Origin of the sequence: Enterobacter sp. Ag1 (genome assembly GCA_000277545.1) — a bacterium.
Classification (GTDB): domain Bacteria; phylum Pseudomonadota; class Gammaproteobacteria; order Enterobacterales; family Enterobacteriaceae; genus Cedecea.
Genome location: AKXM01000057.1, coordinates 18,384 through 43,909, shown reverse-complemented (window position 1 = coordinate 43,909; position 25,526 = coordinate 18,384). Strand labels below are relative to the sequence as shown.

26 protein-coding genes are annotated in these 25,526 nt (G+C 55.4%); 15 read left to right on the top strand and 11 right to left on the bottom strand.

Annotation, left to right across the window (positions count from 1 at the left end; translation table 11 throughout):
• Positions 1–46: 46 nt before the first annotated feature.
• From pspD to pspA, 4 genes are all read right to left on the bottom strand, one after another.
• The gene (gene pspD, locus A936_RS20975; protein ID WP_008461357.1) at positions 47–277 is read right to left on the bottom strand and encodes a phage shock protein PspD; all 231 of its coding nucleotides are present in this window, start codon (positions 275–277) and stop codon (positions 47–49) included.
• Between the two features lie 127 nt (positions 278–404).
• Positions 405–764, bottom strand: coding sequence for an envelope stress response membrane protein PspC (pspC, locus tag A936_RS20970; protein WP_008461356.1), 360 nt, complete (start codon positions 762–764; stop codon positions 405–407).
• Complete coding sequence (pspB, locus tag A936_RS20965; protein WP_008461355.1) at positions 764–988, bottom strand: envelope stress response membrane protein PspB; 225 nt, start codon at positions 986–988, stop codon at positions 764–766. Before pspB ends, pspC begins: the two co-directional genes overlap by 1 nt.
• Before the next feature lie 61 nt (positions 989–1,049).
• Positions 1,050–1,718 carry a phage shock protein PspA gene (gene pspA, locus A936_RS20960; RefSeq protein ID WP_008461354.1) on the bottom strand — a complete coding sequence of 223 codons (669 nt, stop codon included), beginning with the start codon at positions 1,716–1,718 and terminating at the stop codon, positions 1,050–1,052.
• Between the two features lie 172 nt (positions 1,719–1,890).
• Here pspA and pspF point away from each other — a divergent pair, with 172 nt between their 5' ends.
• The 10 genes from pspF (at position 1,891) to pdeR (ending at position 14,941) form a co-directional block, all read left to right on the top strand.
• Positions 1,891–2,889, top strand: a complete 999-nt coding sequence (gene pspF / locus A936_RS20955; protein ID WP_008461352.1) for a phage shock protein operon transcriptional activator — start codon at positions 1,891–1,893, stop codon at positions 2,887–2,889.
• A 112-nt stretch (positions 2,890–3,001) separates the two neighbouring features.
• Complete coding sequence (sapA, locus tag A936_RS20950) at positions 3,002–4,639, top strand: ABC transporter substrate-binding protein SapA (protein ID WP_008461350.1); 1,638 nt, start codon at positions 3,002–3,004, stop codon at positions 4,637–4,639.
• Complete coding sequence (gene sapB, locus A936_RS20945; protein ID WP_008461349.1) at positions 4,639–5,604, top strand: putrescine export ABC transporter permease SapB; 966 nt, start codon at positions 4,639–4,641, stop codon at positions 5,602–5,604. Before sapA ends, sapB begins: the two co-directional genes overlap by 1 nt.
• Positions 5,591–6,481, top strand: a complete 891-nt coding sequence (gene sapC / locus A936_RS20940) for a putrescine export ABC transporter permease SapC (RefSeq protein WP_008461347.1) — start codon at positions 5,591–5,593, stop codon at positions 6,479–6,481. Before sapB ends, sapC begins: the two co-directional genes overlap by 14 nt.
• Positions 6,481–7,473: a putrescine export ABC transporter ATP-binding protein SapD gene (gene sapD / locus A936_RS20935; RefSeq protein WP_008461346.1), complete on the top strand. Its 993-nt coding sequence runs from the start codon at positions 6,481–6,483 to the stop codon at positions 7,471–7,473. The genes sapC and sapD overlap by 1 nt, the downstream gene beginning before the upstream one ends.
• Complete coding sequence (sapF, locus tag A936_RS20930) at positions 7,473–8,279, top strand: putrescine export ABC transporter ATP-binding protein SapF (protein ID WP_008461344.1); 807 nt, start codon at positions 7,473–7,475, stop codon at positions 8,277–8,279. Before sapD ends, sapF begins: the two co-directional genes overlap by 1 nt.
• Positions 8,280–8,555: 276 nt before the next feature.
• Positions 8,556–9,347 (top strand): enoyl-ACP reductase FabI, encoded by a 792-nt coding sequence (gene fabI, locus A936_RS20925; protein ID WP_008461343.1) that lies wholly within the window; start codon positions 8,556–8,558, stop codon positions 9,345–9,347.
• Positions 9,348–9,558: 211 nt separating this feature from the next.
• A complete protein-coding gene (locus A936_RS20920; RefSeq protein WP_008461342.1) occupies positions 9,559–10,734 on the top strand; it encodes a CMD domain-containing protein in 1,176 nt (391 codons plus the stop codon).
• Between the two features lie 85 nt (positions 10,735–10,819).
• On the top strand, positions 10,820–12,754 hold the full coding sequence (locus A936_RS20915; RefSeq protein ID WP_008461341.1) for an exoribonuclease II: 1,935 nt from the start codon (positions 10,820–10,822) through the stop codon (positions 12,752–12,754).
• 195 nt (positions 12,755–12,949) lie between these two features.
• Positions 12,950–14,941: a cyclic di-GMP phosphodiesterase gene (gene pdeR / locus A936_RS20910; RefSeq protein WP_008461340.1), complete on the top strand. Its 1,992-nt coding sequence runs from the start codon at positions 12,950–12,952 to the stop codon at positions 14,939–14,941.
• Here the strand turns inward: pdeR and A936_RS20905 are convergent.
• Entirely contained in the window at positions 14,938–15,807 is an 870-nt protein-coding gene (locus A936_RS20905; RefSeq protein WP_008461339.1) for a crotonase/enoyl-CoA hydratase family protein, read from the bottom strand. The genes pdeR and A936_RS20905 overlap by 4 nt on opposite strands.
• A gap of 222 nt (positions 15,808–16,029) precedes the next feature.
• On the opposite strand from A936_RS20905, the gene yciZ reads away from it, so the two are divergent.
• Entirely contained in the window at positions 16,030–16,212 is a 183-nt protein-coding gene (gene yciZ, locus A936_RS20900; protein WP_008461338.1) for a protein YciZ/DeoL, read from the top strand.
• Between the two features lie 44 nt (positions 16,213–16,256).
• Here yciZ and fsa read toward each other — a convergent pair whose 3' ends face one another.
• Complete coding sequence (fsa, locus tag A936_RS20895; RefSeq protein WP_008461337.1) at positions 16,257–16,919, bottom strand: fructose-6-phosphate aldolase; 663 nt, start codon at positions 16,917–16,919, stop codon at positions 16,257–16,259.
• 136 nt (positions 16,920–17,055) lie between these two features.
• Here fsa and A936_RS20890 point away from each other — a divergent pair, with 136 nt between their 5' ends.
• From A936_RS20890 to osmB, 4 genes are all read left to right on the top strand, one after another.
• Positions 17,056–17,955, top strand: coding sequence for a glycyl-radical enzyme activating protein (locus A936_RS20890; protein ID WP_008461336.1), 900 nt, complete (start codon positions 17,056–17,058; stop codon positions 17,953–17,955).
• A gap of 5 nt (positions 17,956–17,960) precedes the next feature.
• Positions 17,961–20,393 (top strand): formate C-acetyltransferase/glycerol dehydratase family glycyl radical enzyme, encoded by a 2,433-nt coding sequence (locus tag A936_RS20885; RefSeq protein ID WP_008461334.1) that lies wholly within the window; start codon positions 17,961–17,963, stop codon positions 20,391–20,393.
• A gap of 41 nt (positions 20,394–20,434) precedes the next feature.
• The gene (gene yciT / locus A936_RS20880) at positions 20,435–21,193 is read left to right on the top strand and encodes a DNA-binding transcriptional regulator YciT (protein WP_008461332.1); all 759 of its coding nucleotides are present in this window, start codon (positions 20,435–20,437) and stop codon (positions 21,191–21,193) included.
• 259 nt (positions 21,194–21,452) lie between these two features.
• Positions 21,453–21,671, top strand: coding sequence for an osmotically-inducible lipoprotein OsmB (gene osmB / locus A936_RS20875; RefSeq protein WP_008461331.1), 219 nt, complete (start codon positions 21,453–21,455; stop codon positions 21,669–21,671).
• A 130-nt stretch (positions 21,672–21,801) separates the two neighbouring features.
• On the opposite strand, the gene yciH is transcribed toward osmB, so the two are convergent.
• The 5 genes from yciH to pgpB all read right to left on the bottom strand — a co-directional run bounded on the left by yciH (position 21,802) and on the right by pgpB (position 25,445).
• Positions 21,802–22,128, bottom strand: a complete 327-nt coding sequence (yciH, locus tag A936_RS20870; RefSeq protein ID WP_008461329.1) for a stress response translation initiation inhibitor YciH — start codon at positions 22,126–22,128, stop codon at positions 21,802–21,804.
• A complete protein-coding gene (gene pyrF, locus A936_RS20865; RefSeq protein ID WP_008461327.1) occupies positions 22,128–22,865 on the bottom strand; it encodes an orotidine-5'-phosphate decarboxylase in 738 nt (245 codons plus the stop codon). Before pyrF ends, yciH begins: the two co-directional genes overlap by 1 nt.
• Before the next feature lie 193 nt (positions 22,866–23,058).
• Complete coding sequence (gene lapB, locus A936_RS20860) at positions 23,059–24,228, bottom strand: lipopolysaccharide assembly protein LapB (RefSeq protein WP_008461326.1); 1,170 nt, start codon at positions 24,226–24,228, stop codon at positions 23,059–23,061.
• Positions 24,229–24,234: 6 nt separating this feature from the next.
• Positions 24,235–24,540: a LapA family protein gene (locus A936_RS20855; RefSeq protein WP_008461324.1), complete on the bottom strand. Its 306-nt coding sequence runs from the start codon at positions 24,538–24,540 to the stop codon at positions 24,235–24,237.
• Positions 24,541–24,680: 140 nt separating this feature from the next.
• On the bottom strand, positions 24,681–25,445 hold the full coding sequence (pgpB, locus tag A936_RS20850) for a phosphatidylglycerophosphatase B (protein WP_008461323.1): 765 nt from the start codon (positions 25,443–25,445) through the stop codon (positions 24,681–24,683).
• Positions 25,446–25,526 lie beyond the last annotated feature (81 nt).

Here is a 25,526-nt window from a genome sequence, read left to right as displayed (position 1 = left end):
CAAGAATCAAAACGTTAAGCGGAAGATTTCGCCGCCGCGAGGAGGGTTATTTTGCCATGCGGCGGTCGTAACGGTCAGAGACGTTGCGCAGGATGCGGGTCAGTAACGGCTCCAGCACCACGGCCAGTATCATTTTCAGCGGGCGGCGGGCTACCGATTTGATCGCCCACGCCGCAAAACCCGCCGGGCCGAACCGCAGCGCGGCAAGTAAAGCAAGCTTCCCGGCAAGTTTCAGGCCTGGTTTAGCTTTCTGGCTGACGGAATGGAATGTAGTCATTGTCTCTCCAAAAGCGGTTAATTGCGGTGTGTGGTTGGCATTGAGCCTGGGCGCCCTCACCCCGGCCCTCTCCCCCTGGAGAGGGAGAAAACCTGTTTATCCCCTCTCCCTCAGGGAGAGGGTTGTTTTACAGCTGGCGAAAACGGCTGCGCAGCGTGAAAGTGTCAGACGTAATGTAACGCTCCATCGAGCGTAAACGTTGCTCACCGGCGGCCAGTTCCGCATCCACCGCGTTCAGCAGATCGCAGTTGGTCGGTTGCGTATCTTTTTCATCTGCGCCGTAGGGCATCGGGTCCAGCACAAATGTCATCACGATGTAGGCCACCAGCACAAAGAACGACAGGCCAAAGAATATCGATAAAATTGCAATGGCGCGGACCAGTTTGACCGGCACATCAAGGTATTGCGCAATACCCGCGCAAACTCCTTTTACCATCCCCTTCTCAGGGATACGCCACAGCTTACGACCGGAAAATGAATTCACCATTAGTTGTTTCTCCAGTTCGGGTGTTCGGCATCAAGGATCTGTTCCAGAGACTGAATGCGCTCCCGCATCTGTCGCGCCTCATCGGTCAACTGGGCAAGCCGCTGCTGCTCACTCTGTGAAAGCTGCCCTGCATCAGGACGATTGCTGTAGTGAAGCCACAGCCAAATCGGCGCCACGAACAGCACAAAAATGGTCAGCGGGATAGCAAGAAAAAGCGCAGTCATGTGTACTCCTTACGGGTCAGGCTTGAGTCGCGATGCGCCGGGCGCATCGCGGCCTGGATTATTATTGACGATCCTGGTTCATTTTTGCTTTCAGCGCAGCTATCTGGGCGCTGATTTCATCATCGGCTTTTAGCTCGGCAAACTGCGCGTCCAGAGACTTCTGTTTGCCAAAGGCGTGGCTTTCCGCCTCGGATTCCATCTGGTCGATGCGGCGCTCGAAAGATTCGAACCGCGCCATCGCTTCATCCAGTTTACCGCTATCCAACTGGCGGCGAACATCGCGTGAAGAAGAGGCAGCCTGATGACGCAGGGTCAGCGCCTGCTGGCGAGCGCGAGTTTCGCTCAGCTTGTTTTCCAGCTCGCCGATTTCTTTCTTCATGCGCGCCAGAGTTTCATCCACGTGCACAACTTCATTTTCCAGCGTGACGATCAGGTCGGTCAGCTTCTGTTTTTCAATCAGCGCGGCACGCGCCAGATCTTCTTTCTCTTTACGCAGCGCCAGCTCGGCTTTTTCTTGCCATTCGGCCTGCTGCGCGGTAGCTTGCTCCACGCGGCGGCTCAGCTGTTTCTTTTCGGCCAGCGCGCGGGCTGAAGTGGAACGCACTTCCACCAGCGTGTCTTCCATTTCCTGAATCATCAGGCGCACCAGCTTCTGCGGATCTTCCGCTTTCTCCAGCAGGGAGTTGATGTTCGCATTCACGATGTCGGCAAAACGAGAAAAAATACCCATAATTCAATCCTCTTAGTCATTATCTCAGGTGCCAGGCACTCTGCTCTGACAGGATATTGCAGCATCCGTGCCAACTTTTTACTTCATTGATTAATAAGAATTAATGTAAATTTGACGATCCCATAAAAGCCGCTATAGTGGTTAAATTAACTAACTATTAGGGAATTTAACCATGCCTGAAAACAAGGACAGCCTCATTGGAGAAGCTAATAGCTTTCTGGAGGTCATGGAACAAGTTTCCCGCCTGGCCCCGCTGAATAAACCGGTGCTGGTCATCGGCGAACGCGGCACCGGGAAGGAACTCATCGCCAACCGCCTGCATTTCCTCTCCCAGCGCTGGCAGGGGCCTTTTATCTCCCTCAACTGTGCGGCACTGAACGAAAACCTGCTCGACAGCGAGCTGTTTGGCCACGAAGCCGGCGCGTTTACCGGCGCGCAGAAGCGCCATCAGGGTCGTTTTGAACGAGCTGAAGGCGGCACGCTGTTTCTTGATGAGCTGGCCACGGCCCCAATGCTGGTGCAGGAGAAGCTGCTGCGGGTGGTGGAATACGGCGAACTTGAGCGCGTGGGCGGCAGCCAGCCGCTACAGGTGAATACTCGCCTGGTCTGCGCCACCAATGCCGATTTGCCGGAGCTGGCCGAACAAGGGAAATTCCGCGCCGATTTGCTCGACAGGCTGGCGTTTGACGTGGTGATGCTCCCGCCCCTGCGCGAGCGGCGATCGGATATCCTGCTGCTGGCCGATCACTTTGCGATTCAAATGTGCCGGGAACTTAATTTGCCGCTGTTCCCCGGTTTTACCGGAAGGGCCTGCGAGACGCTGCTTAACTATGGCTGGCCGGGCAATATCCGCGAGCTGAAAAACGTGGTTGAGCGCTCGGTGTACCGCCACGGCTCAAGCGATGAGGCGCTGGACAACATTATCCTTAACCCTTTCACTCATAAACCTGCCCCGCTCCATCAGGCCAGACAAGAGGCTCCGGCGCACCTGCCCGGCCTGCCGCTCGATCTGCGAAGCTGGCAAAACGAACAGGAGAAAAACCTGCTGGAACAAAGCCTGAAGCAGGCAACTTTTAACCAGCGCCGGGCTGCAGAACTGCTGGGCGTGAGTTATCATCAGCTACGAGCGATGCTGAAAAAACACCAATTAAGCAGCCTGACGCCGGACTGAGCGGCGTTTTTTTCATCGTCCTGCGCAAAATTGCCGATCGTCACCAGTAATTTTGGGGAGAAGGCAAGAGTGCGATACACTTTGCCCATCACTTGAGATAACTCAAAAACTTATGCGCGGAATGCTCTCCTCCCTGTTACTGGGTTTATGCTGCCTGAGCGGCGCGGCGCGTGCCGCTGCGCCCGCTGAAAAACCGGCAGATATTCGCCGCAGTGGCTTTGTTTATTGCGTCAACGGGCAGGTCAACACCTTTAACCCGCAAATGACCAGCGGCGGCCTGACCGTCGACACGCTGGCGGCGCAGCTTTATGACCGCCTGCTGGACGTTGACCCTTATACCTATCGCCTGGTGCCTGAACTGGCGGAAAGCTGGGAAGTGCTGGATAACGGCGCGACTTACCGTTTCCACCTGCGCCACAATGTCCAGTTCCAGACTACCGCCTGGTTTAAACCCACCCGCGCGCTAAACGCCGATGATGTGGTGTTTACCTTTGAGCGTATCTTCGACCGCAACCATCCGTGGCATAACGTTAACGGCGGCAGCTACCCCTATTTCGACAGTCTCCAGTTCCCGGAAACGGTGAAAAGCGTTCGCAAGCTGGATGACAATACCGTTGAATTCCGCCTCAATAAGCCGGACGCCTCCTTCCTCTGGCATTTAGCTACGCATTACGCGTCGGTGATGTCCGCCGAATACGCCGCGCAGTTGACCAAAGCTGACCACCAGGAATTGATGGACAGGCAGCCGGTCGGCACCGGCCCTTTCCTGCTCAGCGAATACCGCGCCGGGCAGTACATCCGCCTGGCGCGCAACCAGCATTTCTGGCGCGGCGTACCGCTGATGCCGCAGGTGGTGGTCGATCTGGGTTCCGGCGGCACCGGCCGTCTTTCCAAACTGCTCACCGGCGAATGCGACGTGCTGGCCTGGCCTGCGGCAAGTCAGTTGACTATTCTACGCGACGATCCGCGTCTGCGCCTGACGCTGCGCCCGGGCATGAACATCGCGTACCTGGCGTTTAACACCAACAAGCCGCCGCTGAATAACCCGGCCGTTCGCCACGCGCTGTCCCTTGCCATTAATAATCAGCGCCTGATGCAGTCTATTTATTACGGCACGGCAGAAACGGCCGCATCCATTTTGCCTCGCGCCTCCTGGGCCTACGATAACGACGCAAAAATTACCGAATACAACCCGGCGAAAGCCCGTGAGCAGTTACAGGCCCTGGGCGTGGATAAACTGGAACTCCGCCTGTGGGTGCCGACCAGCTCCCAGGCCTGGAACCCAAGCCCACTCAAAACCGCCGAGCTGATTCAGGCGGATATGGCACAGATTGGCGTGAAGGTGATTATCGTGCCGATGGAGGGCCGCTTCCAGGAAGCCAGACTGATGGACATGAACCACGATCTGACGCTTGCCGGCTGGGCAACGGACAGTAACGACCCGGACAGCTTCTTCCGCCCGATGCTGAGCTGCGCGGCCATCGGCTCGCAAACTAACTATGCCCGCTGGTGTAACCCGCATTTCGACAGCGTGCTGCAAAAAGCGCTCTCTTCCCAGCAGCTTTCCGCCCGTATTGAAGCCTACAACGAAGCGCAGGATATTCTTTCCGCAGAGCTGCCGGTGCTGCCGCTGGCCTCTTCGTTAAGGCTGCAGGCCTACCGCTACGACATGAAAGGCCTGGTGCTCAGCCCGTTCGGCAACGCCTCGTTTGCAGGCGTGTCCAGGGAAAATGAAGAGGCGAAAAAATAATGATCATTTTCACGCTAAGGCGATTATTGCTGCTGCTGATCACTCTGCTGTTTCTGGCGGTGGTCGGCTTTAGCCTCAACTATTTTACGCCCCACGCGCCGCTGCAGGGTGCCTCGCTGTGGAACGCCTGGGTGTTCTGGTTTGAGAGCCTGCTGCACTGGGATTTTGGCGTCTCCAGCATTAACGGCCAGTCGATTAACGAGCAATTACGCGACGTTTTCCCGGCCACCATGGAACTGTGCATTCTGGCCTTCGGCCTGGCGCTGCTGATTGGTATTCCTGTGGGGATGCTGGCGGGCATCATGCGCAATAAGTGGCAGGACAGGCTGATCAGCGCCCTGGCACTGGTCGGTTTTTCTATTCCTGTGTTCTGGCTGGCGCTGCTGCTGACGCTGTTCTTCTCGCTGACGCTGGGCTGGTTCCCGGTTTCAGGGCGTTTTGACCTGCTTTATGAGGTTAAGTCCGTCACCGGCTTTGCGCTGGTGGATGCGTGGCTCTCGGACTCGCCTTATCGCAGCGAAATGATCGTCAGCGCTCTGCGCCACATGGTGCTGCCGGTCGCCGCCCTGGCCGTCGCCCCGACCACAGAAGTGATTCGCCTGATGCGCATCAGCACCATCGAGGTGTTCGATCAAAACTACGTCAAAGCCGCCGCCACGCGCGGGCTTTCCCGCTTCACTATTTTGCATCGCCACGTGCTGCACAACGCGCTGCCTCCGGTGATCCCTCGCCTGGGCCTGCAGTTTTCAACCATGCTGACGCTGGCGATGATCACCGAAGTGGTCTTTAGCTGGCCAGGCTTGGGCCGCTGGCTGATTAACGCCATTCGCCAGCAGGATTACATGGCGATTTCCGCCGGGGTGATGGTGATTGGCTCGCTGGTGATTATTGTTAACGTGCTTTCCGATATTTTGGGCGCTATGGCCAACCCACTGAAGCATAAGGAATGGTATGCCTTACGATAGCGTCTACCGCGAAAAGCGACCGCCAAGTACGCTGCGCCTGACGTGGCGTAAATTCTATGGCGATACCACCGCGATGATTGGCCTCTACGGCTGCGGTGGCCTGGCTATTCTGTGCCTGTTTGGCGGTCTTTTTGCCCCGTATCAAATTGACCAACAGTTTCTGGGCTATCAGCTTTTGCCGCCGTCATGGTCCCGCTATGGGGAAGTTTCGTTCTTCCTCGGTACCGACGATCTTGGCCGTGACGTGCTAAGCCGCCTGCTAAGCGGCGCAGCTCCGACGGTGGGCGGCGCGTTTGTCGTCACGCTTGCGGCAACAATCTGTGGCATCGTGCTCGGCGTGATAGCGGGGTCGACCCACGGTCTGCGCTCCGCGGTGCTGAACCACATTCTCGATACGCTGCTGTCGATTCCTTCCCTGCTGCTGGCGATTATTGTAGTCGCCTTTGCTGGCCCCCATCTCAGCCATGCGATGTTTGCCGTCTGGCTGGCGCTGCTGCCGCGAATGGTACGTTCGGTCTACAGCGCGGTGCACGATGAACTGGAGAAAGAGTACGTGGTCGCCGCCCGTCTGGATGGCGCTTCCACGCTAAATATTCTCTGGTTTGCCGTCATGCCCAATATCACCGCCACGCTGGTAACAGAAATCACACGAGCGCTGTCTATGGCGATTCTGGACATTGCCGCACTCGGTTTTCTCGATCTTGGCGCGCAGCTCCCTTCCCCGGAATGGGGTGCAATGCTCGGTGATGCGCTGGAGCTGATTTACGTTGCGCCCTGGACGGTAATGCTGCCGGGGGCGGCCATCATGATAAGCGTCCTGCTGGTTAACCTGCTTGGCGACGGCCTGCGCCGCGCGATTAACGCGGGGGTGCAATAATGCCGCTACTTGATATCCGCAATCTGACCATCGAATTTATGACCTCCGAAGGTTGGGTAAAAGCCGTCGATCGCGTGAGCATGACGCTGGGCGAAGGGGAAATTCGCGGCCTAGTCGGCGAATCCGGCTCAGGGAAAAGTCTCATCGCGAAAGCTATCTGTGGCGTCACCAAAGATAACTGGCGGGTTACCGCCGACCGTATGCGCTTTGACGATATCGACCTGCTGCGGCTCTCGCCGCGTGAGCGCCGCCGCCTGGTGGGCCACAACGTGTCGATGATTTTCCAGGAGCCACAATCCTGCCTGGATCCGTCGGAAAGAATTGGCCGTCAGTTGACCCAAAATATTCCCGGCTGGACTTATAAAGGCCGCTGGTGGCAACGTTTTGGCTGGCGTAAGCGCCGCGCCATCGAACTGCTGCACCGCGTGGGGATTAAAGATCACAGAGACGCCATGAGCAGCTATCCGTACGAGCTGACCGAAGGCGAATGCCAGAAGGTGATGATCGCCATCGCGCTGGCAAACCAGCCTCGCCTGCTGATTGCGGATGAGCCCACCAACGCCATGGAGCCGACCACGCAGTCGCAGATCTTCCGTCTGTTAACGCGGCTCAATCAGAACAACAACACCACCATTCTGCTGATTAGCCACGACCTGCAGATGCTGAGCCAGTGGGCGGATAAAATTAACGTGATGTACTGCGGGCAAACCGTGGAAAGCGCGACGAGCGAAGAGCTGGTTGCCACGCCACACCACCCGTATACTCAGGCGCTGATCCGCGCGATCCCTGACTTTGGTAGCCCGATGCCGCACAAGAGCCGGTTAAACACCATGCCGGGCGCGATTCCGCTGCTGGAGCAATTGCCGCTGGGCTGCCGTCTGGGGCCACGCTGCCCTTATGCCCAGCGCAAATGCATTGAAGCACCAAGGCTTGAAGGGGCGAAAAATCACCTTTACGCCTGTCATTTCCCGCTGAATATGGAGAGTCAGTAATGGTCGAAACGCTGCTGGAAGTCCGCAATTTAAGTAAGACGTTTCGCTACCGTACAGGTTTGTTTCACCGCCAGCACGTCGAAGCGGTGAAGCCGCTCAACTTTACGCTGCGCGAGAAGCAGACGCTGGCGATTATCGGGGAGAATGGCTCGGGTAAATCTACGCTGGCAAAAATGCTGGCGGGAATGATTGAGCCGACCACCGGCGAGTTAGTGATTGACGATCACCCTCTCCACTTCGGCGATTACTCCTGGCGCAGCCAGCGGATCCGCATGATATTCCAGGATCCCAGTACTTCCCTGAACCCACGCCAGCGCATCTCGCAGATTCTGGACTTCCCGCTGCGGTTGAATACCGAGCTGGAGCCAGAGCTGCGGCAAAAACGCATTCTGGACACCTTACGCATGGTTGGTCTGCTGCCGGACCACGCCAGCTATTACCCGCATATGCTGGCTCCGGGGCAAAAACAGCGTCTGGGCCTGGCCCGCGCGCTGATCCTCCGGCCCAAGGTCATTATCGCCGATGAAGCGCTGGCCTCGCTGGATATGTCCATGCGCTCGCAGCTGATTAACCTGATGCTTGAACTGCAGGAAAAACAAGGCATTTCTTATATTTACGTGACCCAGCACATTGGCATGATGAAGCACATCAGCGACCAGGTGATGGTGATGCACGAAGGCGAAGTGGTGGAGCGCGGCAGCACGGCCGACGTGCTCGCCTCCCCGCTGCATGAATTGACTAAACGGCTGATTAACAGCCACTTCGGCGAGGCCTTAACCGCTGACGCCTGGCGTAGGGATCGTTAATTTAGACTACTTCGCCACGATCATTCTACCCCAACTTCCACTAGATAATTTGAGTTGCGGGTAGGCGGCAAGGGAGCAGTTTTCAGGAGCTTACTGAAGTAAGTGACTGAGAAATGGGCGTGCAACCAATATCCCTGCGGCTCAAATTATGACGTGGAAAAGTGGTCGGATTAACGCTTACGCGGGAGTCATGTTAGAATCGCCCGGTCTTAACGTCGGCCTGCCTGTTTTTTCACCTGCTGGCCGCAACAACAATGACTATTAAGGATTAAAGCTATGGGTTTTCTTACCGGTAAACGCATTCTGATCACTGGCGTCGCCAGTAAACTCTCCATTGCCTACGGTATTGCACAGGCGATGCACCGCGAAGGCGCCGAGCTGGCATTCACCTACCAGAACGAGAAGCTGAAAGGCCGTGTGGAAGGTTTTGCTGCCGAGCTGGGTTCAAGCATCGTGCTGTCTTGCGATGTGGCTGAAGATGAGAGCATCGAAGCGCTGTTTACCGAACTGGCGAAAAGCTGGCCGAAATTTGACGGTTTCGTTCACTCCATTGGCTTCGCCCCTGGCGATCAGCTGGATGGCGACTACGTGAACGCCGTTACCCGTGAAGGCTTTAAAATTGCCCACGACATCAGCGCATACAGCTTCGTTGCCATGGCGAAAGTTTGCCGTGAAATGCTGAACCCAGGTTCCGCCCTGCTGACCCTGTCCTACCTGGGCGCAGAGCGTGCAATCCCTAACTACAACGTTATGGGCCTGGCCAAAGCGTCTCTGGAAGCTAACGTTCGCTACATGGCTAATGCCATGGGTCCAGAAGGCGTGCGCGTGAACGCCATCTCCGCTGGCCCAATCCGTACTCTGGCCGCTTCCGGCATCAAAGACTTCCGTAAAATGCTGGCCCACTGTGAAGCCGTTACCCCGATTCGTCGCACCGTAACCATTGAAGACGTGGGTAACTCCGCAGCCTTCCTGTGTTCTGACCTGTCTGCCGGTATCTCCGGGGAAGTGGTTCACGTTGACGGCGGCTTCAGCATCGCAGCCATGAACGAGCTGGAACTGAAAGACTAATTTCTGTTCCTGAGCGAAGCGGGCTGCGGCCCGCTTCGCTATTTCCCCCTGCTTTCCTCCCCTGAATCCGATTTAGTTATACCTTTCCGATATTTATTATCACCGATCATTCTTTTGTCACCTCCCGAGCTTGCGCCAGGATAAAACAGCGAACCAGGCCCGGCTTCCACGTTGTATCCGGGTCTGCAAACTTTTTGACCAAGGAACGACCATGGAACAACGCCGCTTTTCTGGTAAAAGCCACTGGTATCATGAAACCCAGTCCAGTCTGTGCCCGGCGGATGTACTGCCTTTAGTTCCCGAAGCAGCGCAGGTTGAAGACCGCTTTCTGCTTGATGTAGCCCCTTCTGAAGCACAATTGATTGTTGAAGCCCCGTGGCTTGATGCCGCCCGAGCGGTAGCCGATGTGCTGCTGCCGGAAAGGATTAACGTGACGCGTTTACACACCCTGAGTAGCTACGATCGCCTGAGCACGGCGCTGACCGTTGCGCAGGTCTACGGGGTCCAGCGCCTGTGTAACCACTATGCCGCTCGCCTTGCTCCCCAGCCCGGCCCCGACTCATCCCGCGAAAGCAACCGTCGCCTGACTCAGATCACCCAGTTTGCCCGCCAGCTTGCCAGCCAGCCGACGCTTATCGACGATAGCGCCTTAGCGCAGTTGGATGAATGCGGCCTCTCGGTGGACGATATTGTCTCCTTTACCCAGATTATCGGCTTCGTGGGCTTCCAGGCGCGCGCTATTGCCGTCTGGCAAGCGCTGCAGGGGCTGCCCGTTCGCTGGCTGCCGGGGCTGGACGGGCAACAGGACGCGGAATCTGCGTTGTTTACGCCGTACCCGGTCAACTGGCTTCCGGGGCTGGCGCCCGTTGAAATGCGCTATGCCCGGGCGGAACAGCTGGAAGTCTTGAGCATCAGCCAGCCGCTGCGCACGCTGCGTGATATTGCCTGGCTGCTTGCTCACGATGAGCGGGCACTTTCTTACCTCAGCCAGCTTACCCGCCTGTTCTGGCAGACCACCGCGCAGCAACCAGACGATGCGCTGCTGGTGGTGATGCTGACGTCACGGATTAACGGCAGCGCCGCCTGCTTTAGCGATGCCGCGGCGGCCTGGCAGGGAGATGCTGGATTACCGGACGCGATGCGCAACGGGGAACGGGCGCTTAACGCCTGGAGTCACAATCACCCTCGTGAAAAAGCGATTATTCAGGCCGTGCAGCTGTTAACCCGCGCCCCGGACAGATTTAGCGCCGCGCAGATTCAACCTTTGTATGAGCAAGGTTTTAGCGAGCAGCAGGTGCTGAAATTACTGGTTAGTGCCGGGCTGGCCGGGTGGATAAACCGCCTGAAAATTGGCCTGGGAAATACCGCTCAAGCGCTGAATCCATAAGCCTTCACGGCAATCAGCGCTTGCCGCAAGGTACGGTTTCGCGTAAAACTGTCAGCCGCTCTTTTGGCCACGAAAACGAAACGATATGCTTCAGGATAACCCGCTGCTCGCGCAGCTAAAACAGCAACTGCATTCTCAGACTCCACGCGCTGAAGGCGTGGTGAAAGGCACGGAAAAAGGGTTCGGCTTCCTCGAAGTCGATGCGAATAAAAGCTACTTTATTCCGCCGCCGCAGATGAAAAAAGTGATGCACGGCGACCGTATCAGCGCCGTCATCCACACCGATAAAGATCGTGAGTCCGCCGAGCCGGAAACGCTTATCGAACCTTTCCTGACGCGTTTTGTTGGCCGCGTTCAGAAAAAAGACGACCGCCTGTCAATTGTGCCGGATCATCCGCTGCTGAGAGATGCCATTCAGTGCCGCGCAGCTCGCGACGTGACCCATGACTTCCAGAACGGTGACTGGGCGGTAGCTGAAATGCGCCGTCACCCGCTAAAGGGCGATCGTGGCTTCTATGCCGAGTTAACGCAATTCATCACCTTCGGCGACGATCATCTTGCGCCGTGGTGGGTGACACTGTCACGTCACAATCTTGAACGCGAAGCGCCGGACGGCGTCGCCACCGAGATGCTTGACGACGGCCTGGTGCGCGAAGACTTAACGTCGCTGGATTTTGTCACCATCGACAGCGCCAGCACCGAAGATATGGACGATGCGCTGTACGTTGAAGAACTTGCCGACGGCAAACTGCAGCTGACCGTGGCCATCGCTGACCCAACGGCGTGGATCGCAGAAGGCAGCAAACTCGACGGCATCGCCAAAATTCGTGCCTTTACCAACTATCTGCCTGGCTTCAACATTCCAATGCTGCCGCGCGAGCTGTCAGACGATCTCTGCTCCCTGCGTGCCAACGTTGTCCGCCCTGTCCTCGCCTGCCGCATGGCCATTGAGCAGGACGGCGCTATCGCCAGCGACATTCATTTCTTCGCCGCCAATATCGAGTCCAAAGCCAAGCTGGTTTATGACGAAGTCTCTGACTGGCTGGAAGAGAAAGGTGGCTGGCAGCCGCAGAGCGACGCCATTGCACAGCAAATTCGCCTGCTGCATCGCGTTTGTCTGACCCGCAGCGAATGGCGCCAGACCCACGCTCTGGTGTTTAAAGACAGGCCTGACTACCGCTTTGTTTTGGGCGAGAAAGGCGAAGTGCTGGATATCGTGGCCGAGCCGCGTCGTATCGCAAACCGTATCGTTGAAGAGTCGATGATTGCGGCTAACGTTTGTGCGGCCATCGTGCTGCGCGAGAAACTGGGCTTCGGGATTTATAACGTCCATACCGGTTTCGATCCGGCCAATACTGAACAGCTGGCAACCATGCTGCAAACCCACGGCATCACCGTGGACGCGCAGGAAGTCCTTACGCTGGAAGGTTTCTGCAAACTGCGCCGCGAACTGGACGCTCAGCCTACCGGGTTCCTGGACAGCCGCATTCGCCGTTACCAGTCGTTCGCCGAGATCAGCACCGAACCTGGCCCGCACTTCGGCCTTGGTCTCGAAGCCTATGCCACCTGGACTTCCCCAATCCGTAAATTCGGCGATATGGTTAACCACCGTTTGCTGAAAGCGATTATTAAAGGCGAAGCGGCGACGCGTCCAGCGGAAGAAACCACCGTCCAGATGGCGGAACGTCGCCGTCTGAACCGGATGGCCGAGCGTGACGTGGGCGACTGGCTGTACGCTCGCTTCCTGAGCCCGAAAGCCGGCACCGATACTCGCTTCGCAGCAGAGATTATCGATGTTAGCCGCGGCGGGATGCGCGTACGCCTGGTGGACAACGGGGCCGTGGCGTTTATCCCTGCACCGTTCATCCACGCGGTACGTGATGAGCTGGTTTGCAGCCAGGAAAACGGCACCGTGCAGATCAAGGGCGAAGTCGTTTATAAAGTGACCGACGTTATCGACGTGACCATCGCGGAAGTTCGCATGGAAACGCGCAGCGTTATCGCTCGCCCTGCGGCCTGATCCTGATTTTCACCCTATAAAGCCGGGCGCTCTGCCCGGCTTTTTCATTTCTGTCATCTCAATGTGCCGATATATTGCACATCCTCTGCAAAAACAAGATCTTTTCCTCTTTACCGGGGCTTTAACATCGGCCGTCTGTTGCTACTATAAATAATAGATTTAGGTGATATTTTCCCCTGAGGCTCAGGAGCACGAATGAAAGACGATTTGGAGCAGAACCTGCTTTATCGTTACCTGGGGACGACCAGCCCCTACTGGCGTCTACCGGCGGACAGCAACGCCCTTCAGCTGGCGGCCAGTGAAGATTCAGACACCGGCCAGGTGGTGGCGCTGGACATGATACAGGCCGACGAAATTCGTCAGATGACGGTGATTACCTCCAGCCTGACCATGACGCTGTCGCTGTTCGGCATAGAAGTCCCAGTGCATATGGTCGGCCGCAAAGTGTCTAAACGCGAGTGGGCGGGCACCGCCTCGGCCTGGCACGACACCCATTCGGTGGCTCGCGACCTGGTCCAGGGCCTCTCTTTTGCCGAGCAGGTTGTCTCTGAAGCGAATTCAGTCATTGTCATTCTTGATAAACAGGGAAATATCCAGCGCTTCAATCGGTTAAGTGAAGAATACACCGGGATGAAAGAGCATGAGGTCATCGGTCAGAATGTCTTCAAGCTGTTTATGAGCCGCAGCGAAGCCGCCGCCTCAAAGCGCAATATCAGCGGATTTTTTCGCAATGGCAGCTCCTATGAAGTTGAACGTTGGGTCAAAACCCGTAAAGGTCAGCGGCTATTTTTGTTCCGCAACAAGTTTGTCCACAGCGGCAGCGGCAAAAACGAAATCTACCTGATTTGCTCCGGCACCGACATTACCGAAGAGCGCCGCGCGCAGGAGCGACTGCGGGTGCTGGCCAATACCGATACCATCACCGGACTGCCTAACCGCAACGCCATTTACGACCTGATCACCGAGGCCATCGCCAAACGTGGCGACACGCAGGTCGGCATCGTTTATCTGGATCTCGATAACTTTAAAAAAGTGAACGATGCCTACGGCCACATGTTTGGCGATCAGCTATTGCAGGCCGTGTCGCTGGCGATTTTAAGCTGCCTCGAAGAAGGCCAGGTGCTGGCGCGCCTCGGAGGCGATGAATTTATTGTGCTGGCAACAAACACCTCTCAGGGCTCGCTGGAAGCGATGTCTTCCCGCATTCTGACCCGCCTGAAGCAGCCCTTCAGGATCGGCCTGATTGAGGTCTATAGCGGCTGTTCGCTGGGTATCTCTCTCGCCCCGCAGCACGGGGATGAACGAGAGAATCTGATTCGTAACGCCGACACCGCCATGTATACCGCCAAAGAGAGCGGCCGCGGGAAGTTTTGCGTGTTCTCTCCCGAGATGAACCAGCGGGTATTTGAGTATTTGTGGCTGGATACCAATCTGCGTAAAGCGCTGGATAACGATCAACTGGTGATCCATTACCAGCCCAAGATGACCTGGCGCGGCGAAGTCCGTAGCCTGGAAGCGCTGGTGCGCTGGCAGTCTCCCGAACGGGGTCTGATTCCTCCTCATGGCTTTATTTCCTATGCCGAGGAGTCTGGCCTGATTGTGCCGCTAGGGCGCTGGGTGATGGTTAGCGTTGTGCAGCAGGTGGCGAAGTGGCGGGACAAAGGCATTAATCTCCGCGTGGCGGTCAACGTGTCCGCCCGCAAGCTCGCCGATCAGACTATTTTTAGCGATCTCAAGCAAGCGCTGAAGGATCTGAATTTTGAATACTGCCCGATTGACGTTGAGCTGACCGAGAGCTGTCTTATCGAGAACGAAGAGCTGGCGCTGTCGGTTATCAAGCAATTCAGTCAACTGGGAGCGCAGGTGCATCTGGACGACTTCGGCACGGGATACTCGTCCTTATCGCAGCTGGCGCGCTTCCCAATCGACGCCATTAAGCTCGATCAGTCTTTTGTGCGCGACGTGCATAAACATTCCGTGTCTCAGTCGCTGGTGAGAGCCATCGTGGCCGTGGCGCAGGCGCTGAATTTACAGGTGATCGCCGAGGGCGTGGAAAATCAAAAAGAAGACGCCTTTCTTACCAAGAACGGCGTCAACGAACGGCAGGGGTTCTTATTTGCCAAACCAATGCCCGCTGCCGTGTTCGAGCGTTGGTTTAAGCGCTATCAGGCCAGAACAAAGCGCTAGCCCGCTTTACGCAAAGCCGTCGACGTATGCCGGTTTTGCAGCATGACCAGCCGTTCCATGTAGGCAATGTCCTTGTCCTCCAGGCAAAAAGCGGCATCCACCCAGTCTTCGGTGATGTCCATCAGCTCTGAGCGCGGCAGCTGTAACACGCGCTGTCGCGCGCGCAGCATGGCCTTCACGCCGTTAAGTTTAGGCTGGAGGGTATCGATGAAGGTGCGCGTGGCCAGGTATCCCTGCCCCGGCTCAAACAGCTGATCCACCAGCCCATACTGCTGGTACCATTCCGCCGTGTGGGACTCGCCCTTATAGATCAACTCTTCAGCAAGTTTCATGCCCGAACGGCGAGCAACCAAAGAGTACGCCCCCATCCCGGGAAACAGGTTGAAGGCAATTTCCGGGAATCCCAGCCTGGCATCGCGCTGTGCCAGCAGGAAATGGTGCGCGAGCGCCGCCTCAAATCCGCCGCCAAGCGCACTGCCCTCGACCATCGCCAGGCTGATCGCCCCCGTATCAAAACCGCGAGACGCAGCGTGCACGCAGTCCACGCAGGCGCGGGCATAAGCGCGGAGTGCTTCCCGACGCCCATTACGAATAGTTTCCACAAAAAAGCCTAAATCGCCGCCGGTATTGTACATTCCGGGGACCAGCGAGCCGGTAACCCAGAAATCGACTTTAAATCCGGCCTTCTGGACGATATATCCCAGGTTCATTATTTCCTCGATAAGTCCGTGATTGAAGCAGGGACGCGGGCGGGCACGAAGCATCATCCAGACTGTACGGCGTTCTTCTTCGTAATATCCAGACAGTTGAGTAAAACGTGCAGTGTCAGTAAAGAGTTTGCAGGTTGGTTGGTTGATAACTGTCATAGCCAGATCCTCATTAAATGAATGTGCGGTCATCGCAGGATCAGACTAATCCACGGCTGTAGTTTGATGAATGCAGCGTAAGGATTAATAATTAATGCTTATATGTTGTGCGATAATTTATTGAAGAATAAGGCTAAGAATTCGCCGAGTGCCCTTCTCTTTATCGGCTATTTTTTGCATTATGGGCGAATGATTCATTCCCTAACACAGACAGGATTAACAATGCCAACACTGGATCCGCAGCAGCTTGCCAAACGTATTGATACCGTGCTGGATATTCTGGTTGCCAAAGATTATGCCTCCGCGATAAACAACCTTGAGATCCTTAAAGCGGAATTGCTGAGCATAAATAACGATGAAAACAAGCAGGACGGCGAGCAAAAAAAATCGCCCTGGGAAATTTAATTCTTTTGGAAATATAGGCCACCGCGAACGGTGGCCATAAATGATTAGAGCGTTAACGAGCCGAAAGCCCCCTGCCAGTCTTTTTCAAACCCGTCTATCGCCGCCGTCACCGCAGGCGTGACCAGCATCTGTTCAACCACATCTATCGGCAGCGTGATCGCTTCGCAGCCGGCCAGAAGGCATGACATCGCCTGGCGCGGCGTGCGGAAGCTGGCCGCCAGCACTTTCGCGTCAGGGGCATGCAGCGTCAGAAGCTGCTGGAGATCCTGTACCATCTGAATCCCGTCCCCGCCCTGAGCATCCAGCCGGTTCACATAAGGCGCAACGTATTCAGCGCCCGCCAGCGCGGCCAGTAGCCCCTGCGTCGCGCCATAAACTGCCGTACCCAGCGTTGGGATCCCGAGGACTTTAAGCTGTTTAAGTGCCGCCAGGCCTTCCGGCGTAGTAGGAACCTTAACAACCAGCCCCGGTACCCGCGTGGTTAGCAGCTGTGCTTCTTTCACCATTTCATCAGCCTGGTTCGCAATCACCTGAGCAAACAGCTGACCCTCGCCCCCCAGCGCGTCCTGCAGTGCAGGCAGCACTTCCCACAGGGATATTCCCGCTTTGGCAACGATGGAAGGGTTGGTGGTTACGCCCTGCAGCGGCAGAACACGGGCAAGACGCTTAACGGCGGCAACATCTGCGGTATCTAAATACAGTTCCATTATGCTCTCCAGAATTAGAGTCATCTCTCATTGACCGCATCATAACCCGACTGTCGATTGCTTAGCTGATCAATATCAATATAACTTTCATTCGAAAGTAATTTAATTTACGAAAGAAACAATAAGAGAGAATGCCATGCTGTTCAATATTCAGCGCTACTCCACGCACGATGGCCCAGGGATCCGCACGGTGGTCTTCCTGAAAGGATGCTCGCTGGGCTGCCGCTGGTGCCAGAATCCCGAAAGCCGTAGCCGTGAATGCGACGTTTTGCTGGACCGCCGTTTGTGCATCGCCGGCTGCGAACTTTGCCAGCAGGCCGTACCGGACGTGGTTTCCCGTGTAGACAGCGAACTGGTTATTGCCCGTGGCAAACTCAACCCCAACGCTATCAATGCGCTGAGAGAGTGTTGCCCTACCCAGGCGTTGACCGTCTGCGGTGAAGTAAAAACGGCGGATTCTATTATGGCCACAGTGCTGCGCGATAAACCTTTTTATGCTCGCAGCGGAGGGGGGATTACGCTTTCCGGCGGGGAGCCTTTTATGCAGCCGGAGCTGGCGCGGGAACTGCTACAGCGCAGTAAAGAGGCCGACCTGCATACTGCCGTGGAATCCTGCCTGCACGTGCCCTGGAAATACATTGCGCCTTCATTACCTTTTTTGGATTTGCTGCTGGCGGATCTTAAGCACGTAGACAAAGCGCGCTTTCAGCAGTGGACCGACGGCAACGCCGAACGCGTGATGGATAACTTTCGCAAGCTGGCCGCCCGCGGCGTAGAGATGACCATCCGCGTGCCGTTGATTCCCGATTTTAACGCCGATGAACGTTCCATCCGCGCCATCAGCGATTTTGCCGCCGACGAAATTGGCGCGAAATCTATCCATTTTCTGCCTTATCACACCTTAGGGATTAACAAATACACCCTGTTGGAGCAGCCCTACCTGGCCGCCAGCAGGCCGCTTGATGCACCAGACCTTCTGCACTTCGCCGAACAGTACGCCAGCCAAAAAGGCATGACAGCCTGGATTAGAGGATAATCATCATGACCGAACTGAACCTGAATTTTCTCAGCCCACGTATAAAGGCGCACAAAGAAGCGCTGATACATATCGTGAAGCCGCCGGTCTGCACCGAGCGTGCCCGCCACTACACTGCCGTATACCAGCAGCATCAGGATAAACCGCTGCCGGTTCGCCGCGCGATGGCGCTGGCCCATCATCTGTCGGAGAGAACTATCTGGATCAAACATGACGAGCTGATCGTCGGGAATCAGGCCAGCCATGTCCGTGGGGCGCCGTTCTTCCCGGAATATACCGTGGGCTGGATTGAGAGCGAAATCGACGAGCTTGGTGACCGTCCTGGCGCCGGGTTTTCAATTTCCGACGCGGATAAAGCGGTCATGCATGAAGTTTGCCCCTGGTGGCGCGGACAGACGGTGCAGGATCGCTGTTATGGCATGTTTACCGACGAGCAAAAGGCACTGCTGGCGACCGGGATCATAAAAGCCGAAGGCAATATGACTTCCGGCGACGCTCACCTGGCGGTGAATTTCCCGCTGCTGCTTGAGCTGGGTATTAGCGGGTTGCGTGATAAAGTCGCCGAGCGACGCGGGCGTTTGCAACTTACCGACTGGGACGACCTGCACAAAGAGCAGTTCCTGAAAGCCATTGATATGACTTTTGTTGCCCTGAGCGAGCATATATTACGCTACGCAGAATTGGCGAAGAAAATGGCCTCCGACGAAAAACGAGAGGCACGCCGGGATGAACTGTTGGCGATCGCTGAAAACTGCGAACATATCGCCAGCAATCCGCCGGTCACTTTCTGGCAGGCTTTACAGCTCAGCTATTTCGTTCAGCTTGTACTGCAGATTGAATCCAACGGGCACTCCGTCTCCTTTGGTCGGCTCGATCAGTACCTTTATCCGTGGTACCGCCGGGATGTAGAATTACAGCAAACCACCAGCCGGGAACAGGCCATTGAACTGCTGCAAAGCTGCTGGCTGAAGCTGCTTGAGGTGAATAAAATTCGCTCCGGCTCGCATTCAAAAGCCTCCGCCGGCAGCCCGCTTTACCAAAACGTCACCATCGGAGGACAAACGCTGCTGCACGGCGTCGCGGTGGATGCCGTTAACCCGCTCTCCTACGCCATTCTTGAGTCCTGCGGCCGCCTGCGCTCAACGCAGCCTAACCTCAGCGTTCGCTATCACGCCGGGATGAGCAGCGACTTCCTTGATGCCTGTGTGCAGGTGATTCGCTGCGGATTCGGCATGCCGGCGTTTAACAATGATGAAATTGTTATCGAGGCATTCATTAAGCTTGGCGTCAGCCGGGAAGATGCTTATGACTATGCGGCTATCGGCTGCATTGAAACCGCCGTCGGCGGAAAATGGGGCTACCGTTGCACCGGCATGAGCTTCATCAACTTTGCCCGCGTGATGCTGGCAAGCCTTGAACATGGTCAGGATGCCACCAGCGGAAGCATTTTCCTCCCACAGCAAAAGGCGCTGTCTGAAGGCAATTTCACTTCGTTTGACGAAGTCCTCGACGCCTGGGACGAGCAAATTCGTTATTACACGCAAAAATCGATCGAGATCGAATGCGTGGTAGATACCGTGTTGGAAGAAAACGCGCACGATATTCTTTGTTCGGCGCTGGTGGATGATTGCATTGAACGAGGCAAAAGTATCAAGCAAGGTGGCGCCAAATACGACTGGGTTTCAGGACTTCAGGTCGGGATTGCCAATCTTGGGAATAGCCTTTCAGCCGTAAAAAAACTGGTCTTTGAACAGGGCATCATCGGGCAGCAACAGCTGGCGGATGCCCTGGCCAACGATTTTGTCGGGCTGAGCGGCGAGCAGCTTCGCCAGCGCCTAATCAACGGCGCGCCAAAATACGGCAACGACGATGACGATGTCGATATGCTGCTCGCCCGCGCCTATCAAACCTACATTGATGAACTTAAGCGCTATCACAACACGCGCTTTGGCCGTGGTCCTGTTGGCGGAACATACTACGCGGGAACCTCTTCTATTTCAGCAAACGTGCCGTTTGGCGCAGCCACAATGGCCACACCGGATGGCCGGAGAGCACATACACCTTTGGCAGAAGGCGCCAGCCCCGCGTCCGGGACCGATCATCTTGGCCCTACCGCGGTCATCAGTTCCGTGGGCAAACTGCCGACCAATAAAATCCTCGGCGGTGTTTTATTGAACCAAAAACTGAATCCTTCAACGTTAGATAATCCGCGCGATCGTGAAAAATTAATGTTTATGCTGCGCACTTTCTTCGAATCACACAAGGGCTGGCACGTTCAGTACAACATTGTCTCCCGCGAAACACTGCTTGATGCCAAACAAAATCCTGATAAATATCGAGATTTGGTGGTAAGGGTTGCAGGATACTCGGCCTTCTTTACGGCCTTATCTCCTGACGCGCAGGATGATATTATAGCCCGCACGGAACATACTCTTTGACGAGAAGGCGGGGTTAATCCCCCGCCTGACTACTGGCTGACATGAACTCAAGACAACAAATTATCCTGCAGATGGTTATCGATCAAGGCCGGGTTAGCGTCGCCTCTCTGGCGAAAACAACCGGCGTTTCAGAAGTCACCATCCGCCAGGATTTGAACCTGCTGGAAAAAAATAATTACCTTCGTCGCACGCATGGTTTTGCCGTCCCGCTGGATAGCGATGATGTTGAAACTCGCATGATGAACAACTACACCCTCAAGCTGCAGCTTGCGCAATATGCCGCCTCGCTGGTGAGTGATGGTGAAACCGTGTTTATCGAAAACGGCAGCAGCAACGCGCTTCTCGCCCGTACTCTGGCGGAGCAAAAAAAGGTCACGCTGATCACCGTCAGCAGCTACATTGCCCATTTGCTGAAAGACACTGATTGTGAAGTCATTCTGGTCGGCGGGATCTATCAGAAGAAAAGCGAAAGCATGGTCGGGCCGCTTACCCGCCAGTTTATCCAGCAGCTGCATTTCAGTAAGGCTTTTATCGGCATCGACGGTTTCTTGCCGGAAACCGGTTTTACCGGGCGCGATATGCTGCGTACCGACGTGGTGAATTCTGTGCTGGAGAAAGGTAGCGAGGCCATTGTGCTGACGGACAGCAGCAAGTTTGGCAACGTGCATCCGTATACTTTGGGCCCGATTTCACGCTTCAGCCGCGTTATCACCGACGCCGCAATTAGCCAGGAGACGCTGGAGCAACTGAAAGCAGTCCACCTGCAGGTGGATATTGTTGACCCCTACGCCACCGTCTAAGTCTCTGCTGCCCGTGCCGCGCGCGGGCTTCTTCTCTCTCAGAATATTCCCACGCTGGAATTAAGAGTTTTTACCTGTGTTAATCATACGGAAAAAATAGAATAGAATTTAGCGATATAACAGGGAGTAATAAACGCACCTGCCCTTTTTTAAGCTTATATCGCGACATCGTTTCACGAACCGCCCGGTAAAGTGGTGAATTCTTACTATACTTACCTGAGACTGGCTTCCGTGAATCAATTATTCTGGAGAAAGTATGATGACCTTAAATAACAAAAAAGTGGCCGCTGCAATGCTGGCTATTACCCTCGCAATGTCCCTGAGTGCATGTTCTAACTGGTCTAAGCGTGACCGCAACACGGCAATCGGCGCAGGTGCCGGTGCGCTGGGTGGCGCAGTACTGACCGATGGCAGCACGCTGGGTACGCTTGGCGGTGCGGCAGTAGGCGGTATTATCGGTCACCAGGTGGGTAAATAAGGCAGGACGCCAGCAAAAGCTAACTCGCTTTGACGAATTCATTACGTGTTAATTTTCAGGTCTGACTAACAGCAGTAAAAATAAAAGGCCACGGTATTTTCCGTGGCCCAATAATTAATATTATTCCGAATTACCCGCCCGCGAGTTTCACTTTCATGCCTTTCGCTTCAAGCAATGATTTTATCAAATCGCGCTTATCGCCCTGGATTTCAATCACGCCGTCTTTGACCGCGCCACCGCAGCCACATTTCTTTTTCAGCTCCGCAGCAATGGCTGCCAGCGTCGCATCGTCGGCATCAATACCAGAAATCAGGCATACGCCCTTCCCTTTGTGGCCGCTGGTCTGCTTTTGAATGCGTACAATGCCGTCGCCTTTTGGGCGCTGAACTTCAACTTTAGGTTCGTCTATACGCCCGGTTTCCGTGGAGTAAACCAGCCGGCTGTTATTGTCTTTCATCAAGCCCCCTGCACCAGCGAGGCGCGAATATCGCGCAAAGTCTGCGCCGGGTCAGCCGATTGGGTGATCGGACGCCCAATGACCATAAAGTCTACTCCGGCTTGCTGAGCCTGCTGCGGTGTCATGATGCGGCGCTGATCGCCGGCATCACTGCCCATCGGGCGAATGCCTGGGGTAATAAGCTTGAATTCTCGGCCTAACGCCGCCTTAAAACGTACCGCCTCTTGCGCAGAGCACACTACGCCGTCCAGGCCACACTCTTTGGTCAGCGTCGCCAGACGCTCGGCATAATCTGCCGGGCTGGCGGTAATGCCCAGATCGGACAGGTCGCTGGCTTCCATGCTGGTCAAAACGGTAACGGCGATCAGCAACGGCGCATCTTTCCCAAATGGGGCAAGTGCTTCTTTTGCGGCACGCATCATTCGGGCTCCACCCGTAGCATGAACGTTGACCATCCACACGCCCATTTCTGCAGCAGCCGCCACGGCCCGCGCGGTGGTGTTCGGGATATCGTGGAATTTCAGATCGAGGAAGACATCAAACCCGCGCTGTTGCAGGTCGCCCACCAGCTGTGGACCAAACAGGGTAAACATCTCCTTCCCAACTTTCAGACGGCAGTCGCGCGGGTCGATACGGTCGACAAAGGCCAGGGCGCTATCGCGATTATCATAATCAAGAGCAACGACTATCGGCGATTCAGTGGCAACACGGGAGGAGGATGACGCAGTTGAATTCATGGCAAAACCTTCTGACTGTTGGGCACCAGCGCGGCGCAAAAAAGTTAAACGGCAGCATTCTACTCGTCAGCCAGGTAAATTTACAGCCGCGATTGCCCCCTGCTAAGCGAAAGTTGCACGATGGTGAAGTTGGGGACGGTGAAGTATTTAATAGTATGTTGTAACTAAAGTATGGATTTTTAAAAAACGCGGGCTATTGCCCATCCAGCCCGCGAATTGGTTTCACCGTTGACCAGGCGCGGCAGGATGGGCAATGCCAGTACATGGTGTAGGCAGTAAAGCCGCATTTTTGACAGCGATAGCGGGGCTTGGTGCGAATTTGCTCGCCCACCATATCCCTCAGTACCATCAAGCTTTCTTTCGCTCGCCCTTCCTCCGCCTCATGCAGGTGGTAATCCATCAGACGATGGAATACCCGCATTGTTGGATGCCGTTGCAGTTGACGGTTGATATACATCTGAGCCGTTTCAGCGCCTTCGCGCTGCTCGAGAATGCTCGCCAGCATAAGCTCTGCCACTGCCCCGCTGTTTTCTTCCACGCAACGCTTGAGGAAAGTTTCCCACTCGTCAGGTTTGCCTAGCTGTTGATAGCACACCTGCAGCATCTCCAGCGTTTCGCTGACCAGTTCGCTATCTTGCTCAATTACGCGTTTTAACGAGTCTACCGCTTTGGCATATTCGCCTTTTTCCATGAAAATACGCCCCATCATGATGGAGACCCGGGCGCAATTTTTATCTGCAGCCGCCCCTTTTTTAAGCAGGGACATGGCCTTGTCCGTGTCGTCATTGCCAATGTTTTGCAGCGCAAGTTCACAGTAGAAGTGCGCGATTTCCACACGCTGTTTGTCTTTGCCGAGTTTAACCAGCCGTTCGGCCACGTCGATGGCTTTCTGCCAGTCGCTTGTTGCCTGGTGAATTTGCAGCAGCTGCTGCAGCGCGCTGATGCGGAAGTCGGTTTCGTCGATAAGCTGGCTGAACATATCTTCGGCGCGGTCATAAAGCCCGGCGGCCATGTAGTCTTTGCCGAGTTGCTGTACGGCAAGCAGACGCTGGTCGTAGTTCAACGACGCGCTTTCCATCAGCGACTGGTGGATACGGATAGCCCGATCAACCTCGCCACGCTGGCGGAAGAGATTCCCTAACGTGAGGTGAGCTTCAACGGTGCCGGTGTCCTCTTTAAGCATGTCGAGGAACAGATCAACCGCTTTGTCCTGCTGGTTAGCCAACAGGAAGTTCACCCCGGCGACATAGTCGCGAGAAAGGCGACTGGCCTCCTGCTGTTTGTCTTGCAGCGCACTTCTGCGCCCCATATACCAGCCATAAGCGGCTGCAATGGGTAACAGCAGAAACAGCAGTTCCAACATAAAAGATTATTCCTTCACGGCCGGCACAACGGGCGCCGAAACATCAGTAGTAGGGGTAACCTGTTGCTCAAGACGTTTAATTTTTCGCTCAGCACGGGCCAGGGACACACGGACGCGCAGCCAGAACAGACCGCAAATCAGCCATCCAAGAATAAACCCTGCCGCAAACAGCGTCGCCAGCAAAGTAGACACCCGGTACTCGCCTTGCGCTAACAGGTAATTAAAGTTCACAACCTGATCGTTTTGCGCCCCTAAAGTGATAGACACCACAAAGATGGCAAGTACCAGTAAGAAAATGAGTAAATATTTCACATGACATCCCGTTATGTGGTCACAGCTGGCTTAGCTATGCCAAAAATGAGTCCCGGAGGTATAAACTACCATTTCAGGCGAAACCGGGGAATCCATTAACCTCCCCGAATGCATAAGAAATGGGGGTTAAAACACTATTCTCAACTTTTTTCATGCCGTTCGGCTATTTCCTGGTCTTCTTCTGCAGGCGGAGTCAGCGGCCCACACCAGCGCTGCGCCAGCCAGGTCGCCAGAATAACTAACAAACCAGAGATAATCGTGGCGACTACCAGGTCACGCGGCCAATGCATGCCCAGCCACAGTCGGCTTCCCATTACGCCCGTTGCCCATAACAACAATACCACCAGCGTAAACGTCCGCCTGCGCGGCCAAAGTAATCCTACGCCCAACAGCGCCCAACTGGCAGCAAACATCGTGTGACCAGAAGGAAAAGCGAAGCCGGTTTCGAACTGCCAGTGTTTACGTAACCACCCGGGAATTTCATCCTGCCCTTCCAGCTGCGCTTTCACCAGTTCCGCACGCTGAGTACGCTTTAAAGTGTAGAACTGGTCGGTAGTGATATGGTGAGTTTTTTCAAGCCAGACGACGAATGGCCGGGGTTCCTGCACTTTGTTCTTGATAACGGACTTAATGCCCTGACCTATAAGGATAGCGGCAGCGAGGATAGCAAATAACATCAGCGCAGGCTTAAGGCGATAACGCAGGCACCACAGAAACCAGGCACAAAGCACAACATGCGTAATGACTCCCCAGGGCTGCGTCACGGTCTCAGTGACCCAATAAAGCATTTTTAACACGCTTTCATCGCCCCCAGGGGCCCATTCCCAGCCGCTGAACCAGACGATTAACGGCATGATTAACAGAAGCGTTGTGCCTGCGGTGATGCGTTTTGCTATTGCCTGCATGAAAACCTCATGATAATGAAAGCCTTTAAAGAATAACCGAAAAATGCCCAGGAAGGTTAAACCGCGATGCCGTCATTGGCA

What these genes read in the sequence shown, in the direction of transcription:
- yciZ (WP_008461338.1), top strand. Translation starts at nt 16,030, where the DNA reads ATGCCAACACTGGATCCGCAGCAGCTTGCCAAACGTATTGATACCGTG.
- fsa (WP_008461337.1), bottom strand. Translation starts at nt 16,919, where the DNA reads ATGGAACTGTATTTAGATACCGCAGATGTTGCCGCCGTTAAGCGTCTT.
- sapF (WP_008461344.1), top strand. Translation starts at nt 7,473, where the DNA reads ATGGTCGAAACGCTGCTGGAAGTCCGCAATTTAAGTAAGACGTTTCGC.
- yciH (WP_008461329.1), bottom strand. Translation starts at nt 22,128, where the DNA reads ATGAAAGACAATAACAGCCGGCTGGTTTACTCCACGGAAACCGGGCGT.
- pspF (WP_008461352.1), top strand. Translation starts at nt 1,891, where the DNA reads ATGCCTGAAAACAAGGACAGCCTCATTGGAGAAGCTAATAGCTTTCTG.
- pdeR (WP_008461340.1), top strand. Translation starts at nt 12,950, where the DNA reads ATGAAAGACGATTTGGAGCAGAACCTGCTTTATCGTTACCTGGGGACG.
- A936_RS20885 (WP_008461334.1), top strand. Translation starts at nt 17,961, where the DNA reads ATGACCGAACTGAACCTGAATTTTCTCAGCCCACGTATAAAGGCGCAC.
- yciT (WP_008461332.1), top strand. Translation starts at nt 20,435, where the DNA reads ATGAACTCAAGACAACAAATTATCCTGCAGATGGTTATCGATCAAGGC.
- pyrF (WP_008461327.1), bottom strand. Translation starts at nt 22,865, where the DNA reads ATGAATTCAACTGCGTCATCCTCCTCCCGTGTTGCCACTGAATCGCCG.
- A936_RS20890 (WP_008461336.1), top strand. Translation starts at nt 17,056, where the DNA reads ATGCTGTTCAATATTCAGCGCTACTCCACGCACGATGGCCCAGGGATC.
- lapB (WP_008461326.1), bottom strand. Translation starts at nt 24,228, where the DNA reads ATGTTGGAACTGCTGTTTCTGCTGTTACCCATTGCAGCCGCTTATGGC.
- pgpB (WP_008461323.1), bottom strand. Translation starts at nt 25,445, where the DNA reads ATGCAGGCAATAGCAAAACGCATCACCGCAGGCACAACGCTTCTGTTA.
- pspA (WP_008461354.1), bottom strand. Translation starts at nt 1,718, where the DNA reads ATGGGTATTTTTTCTCGTTTTGCCGACATCGTGAATGCGAACATCAAC.
- sapC (WP_008461347.1), top strand. Translation starts at nt 5,591, where the DNA reads ATGCCTTACGATAGCGTCTACCGCGAAAAGCGACCGCCAAGTACGCTG.
- sapB (WP_008461349.1), top strand. Translation starts at nt 4,639, where the DNA reads ATGATCATTTTCACGCTAAGGCGATTATTGCTGCTGCTGATCACTCTG.
- pspB (WP_008461355.1), bottom strand. Translation starts at nt 988, where the DNA reads ATGACTGCGCTTTTTCTTGCTATCCCGCTGACCATTTTTGTGCTGTTC.
- sapD (WP_008461346.1), top strand. Translation starts at nt 6,481, where the DNA reads ATGCCGCTACTTGATATCCGCAATCTGACCATCGAATTTATGACCTCC.
- A936_RS20915 (WP_008461341.1), top strand. Translation starts at nt 10,820, where the DNA reads ATGCTTCAGGATAACCCGCTGCTCGCGCAGCTAAAACAGCAACTGCAT.
- pspC (WP_008461356.1), bottom strand. Translation starts at nt 764, where the DNA reads ATGGTGAATTCATTTTCCGGTCGTAAGCTGTGGCGTATCCCTGAGAAG.
- sapA (WP_008461350.1), top strand. Translation starts at nt 3,002, where the DNA reads ATGCGCGGAATGCTCTCCTCCCTGTTACTGGGTTTATGCTGCCTGAGC.
- osmB (WP_008461331.1), top strand. Translation starts at nt 21,453, where the DNA reads ATGACCTTAAATAACAAAAAAGTGGCCGCTGCAATGCTGGCTATTACC.
- pspD (WP_008461357.1), bottom strand. Translation starts at nt 277, where the DNA reads ATGACTACATTCCATTCCGTCAGCCAGAAAGCTAAACCAGGCCTGAAA.
- A936_RS20905 (WP_008461339.1), bottom strand. Translation starts at nt 15,807, where the DNA reads ATGACAGTTATCAACCAACCAACCTGCAAACTCTTTACTGACACTGCA.
- fabI (WP_008461343.1), top strand. Translation starts at nt 8,556, where the DNA reads ATGGGTTTTCTTACCGGTAAACGCATTCTGATCACTGGCGTCGCCAGT.
- A936_RS20920 (WP_008461342.1), top strand. Translation starts at nt 9,559, where the DNA reads ATGGAACAACGCCGCTTTTCTGGTAAAAGCCACTGGTATCATGAAACC.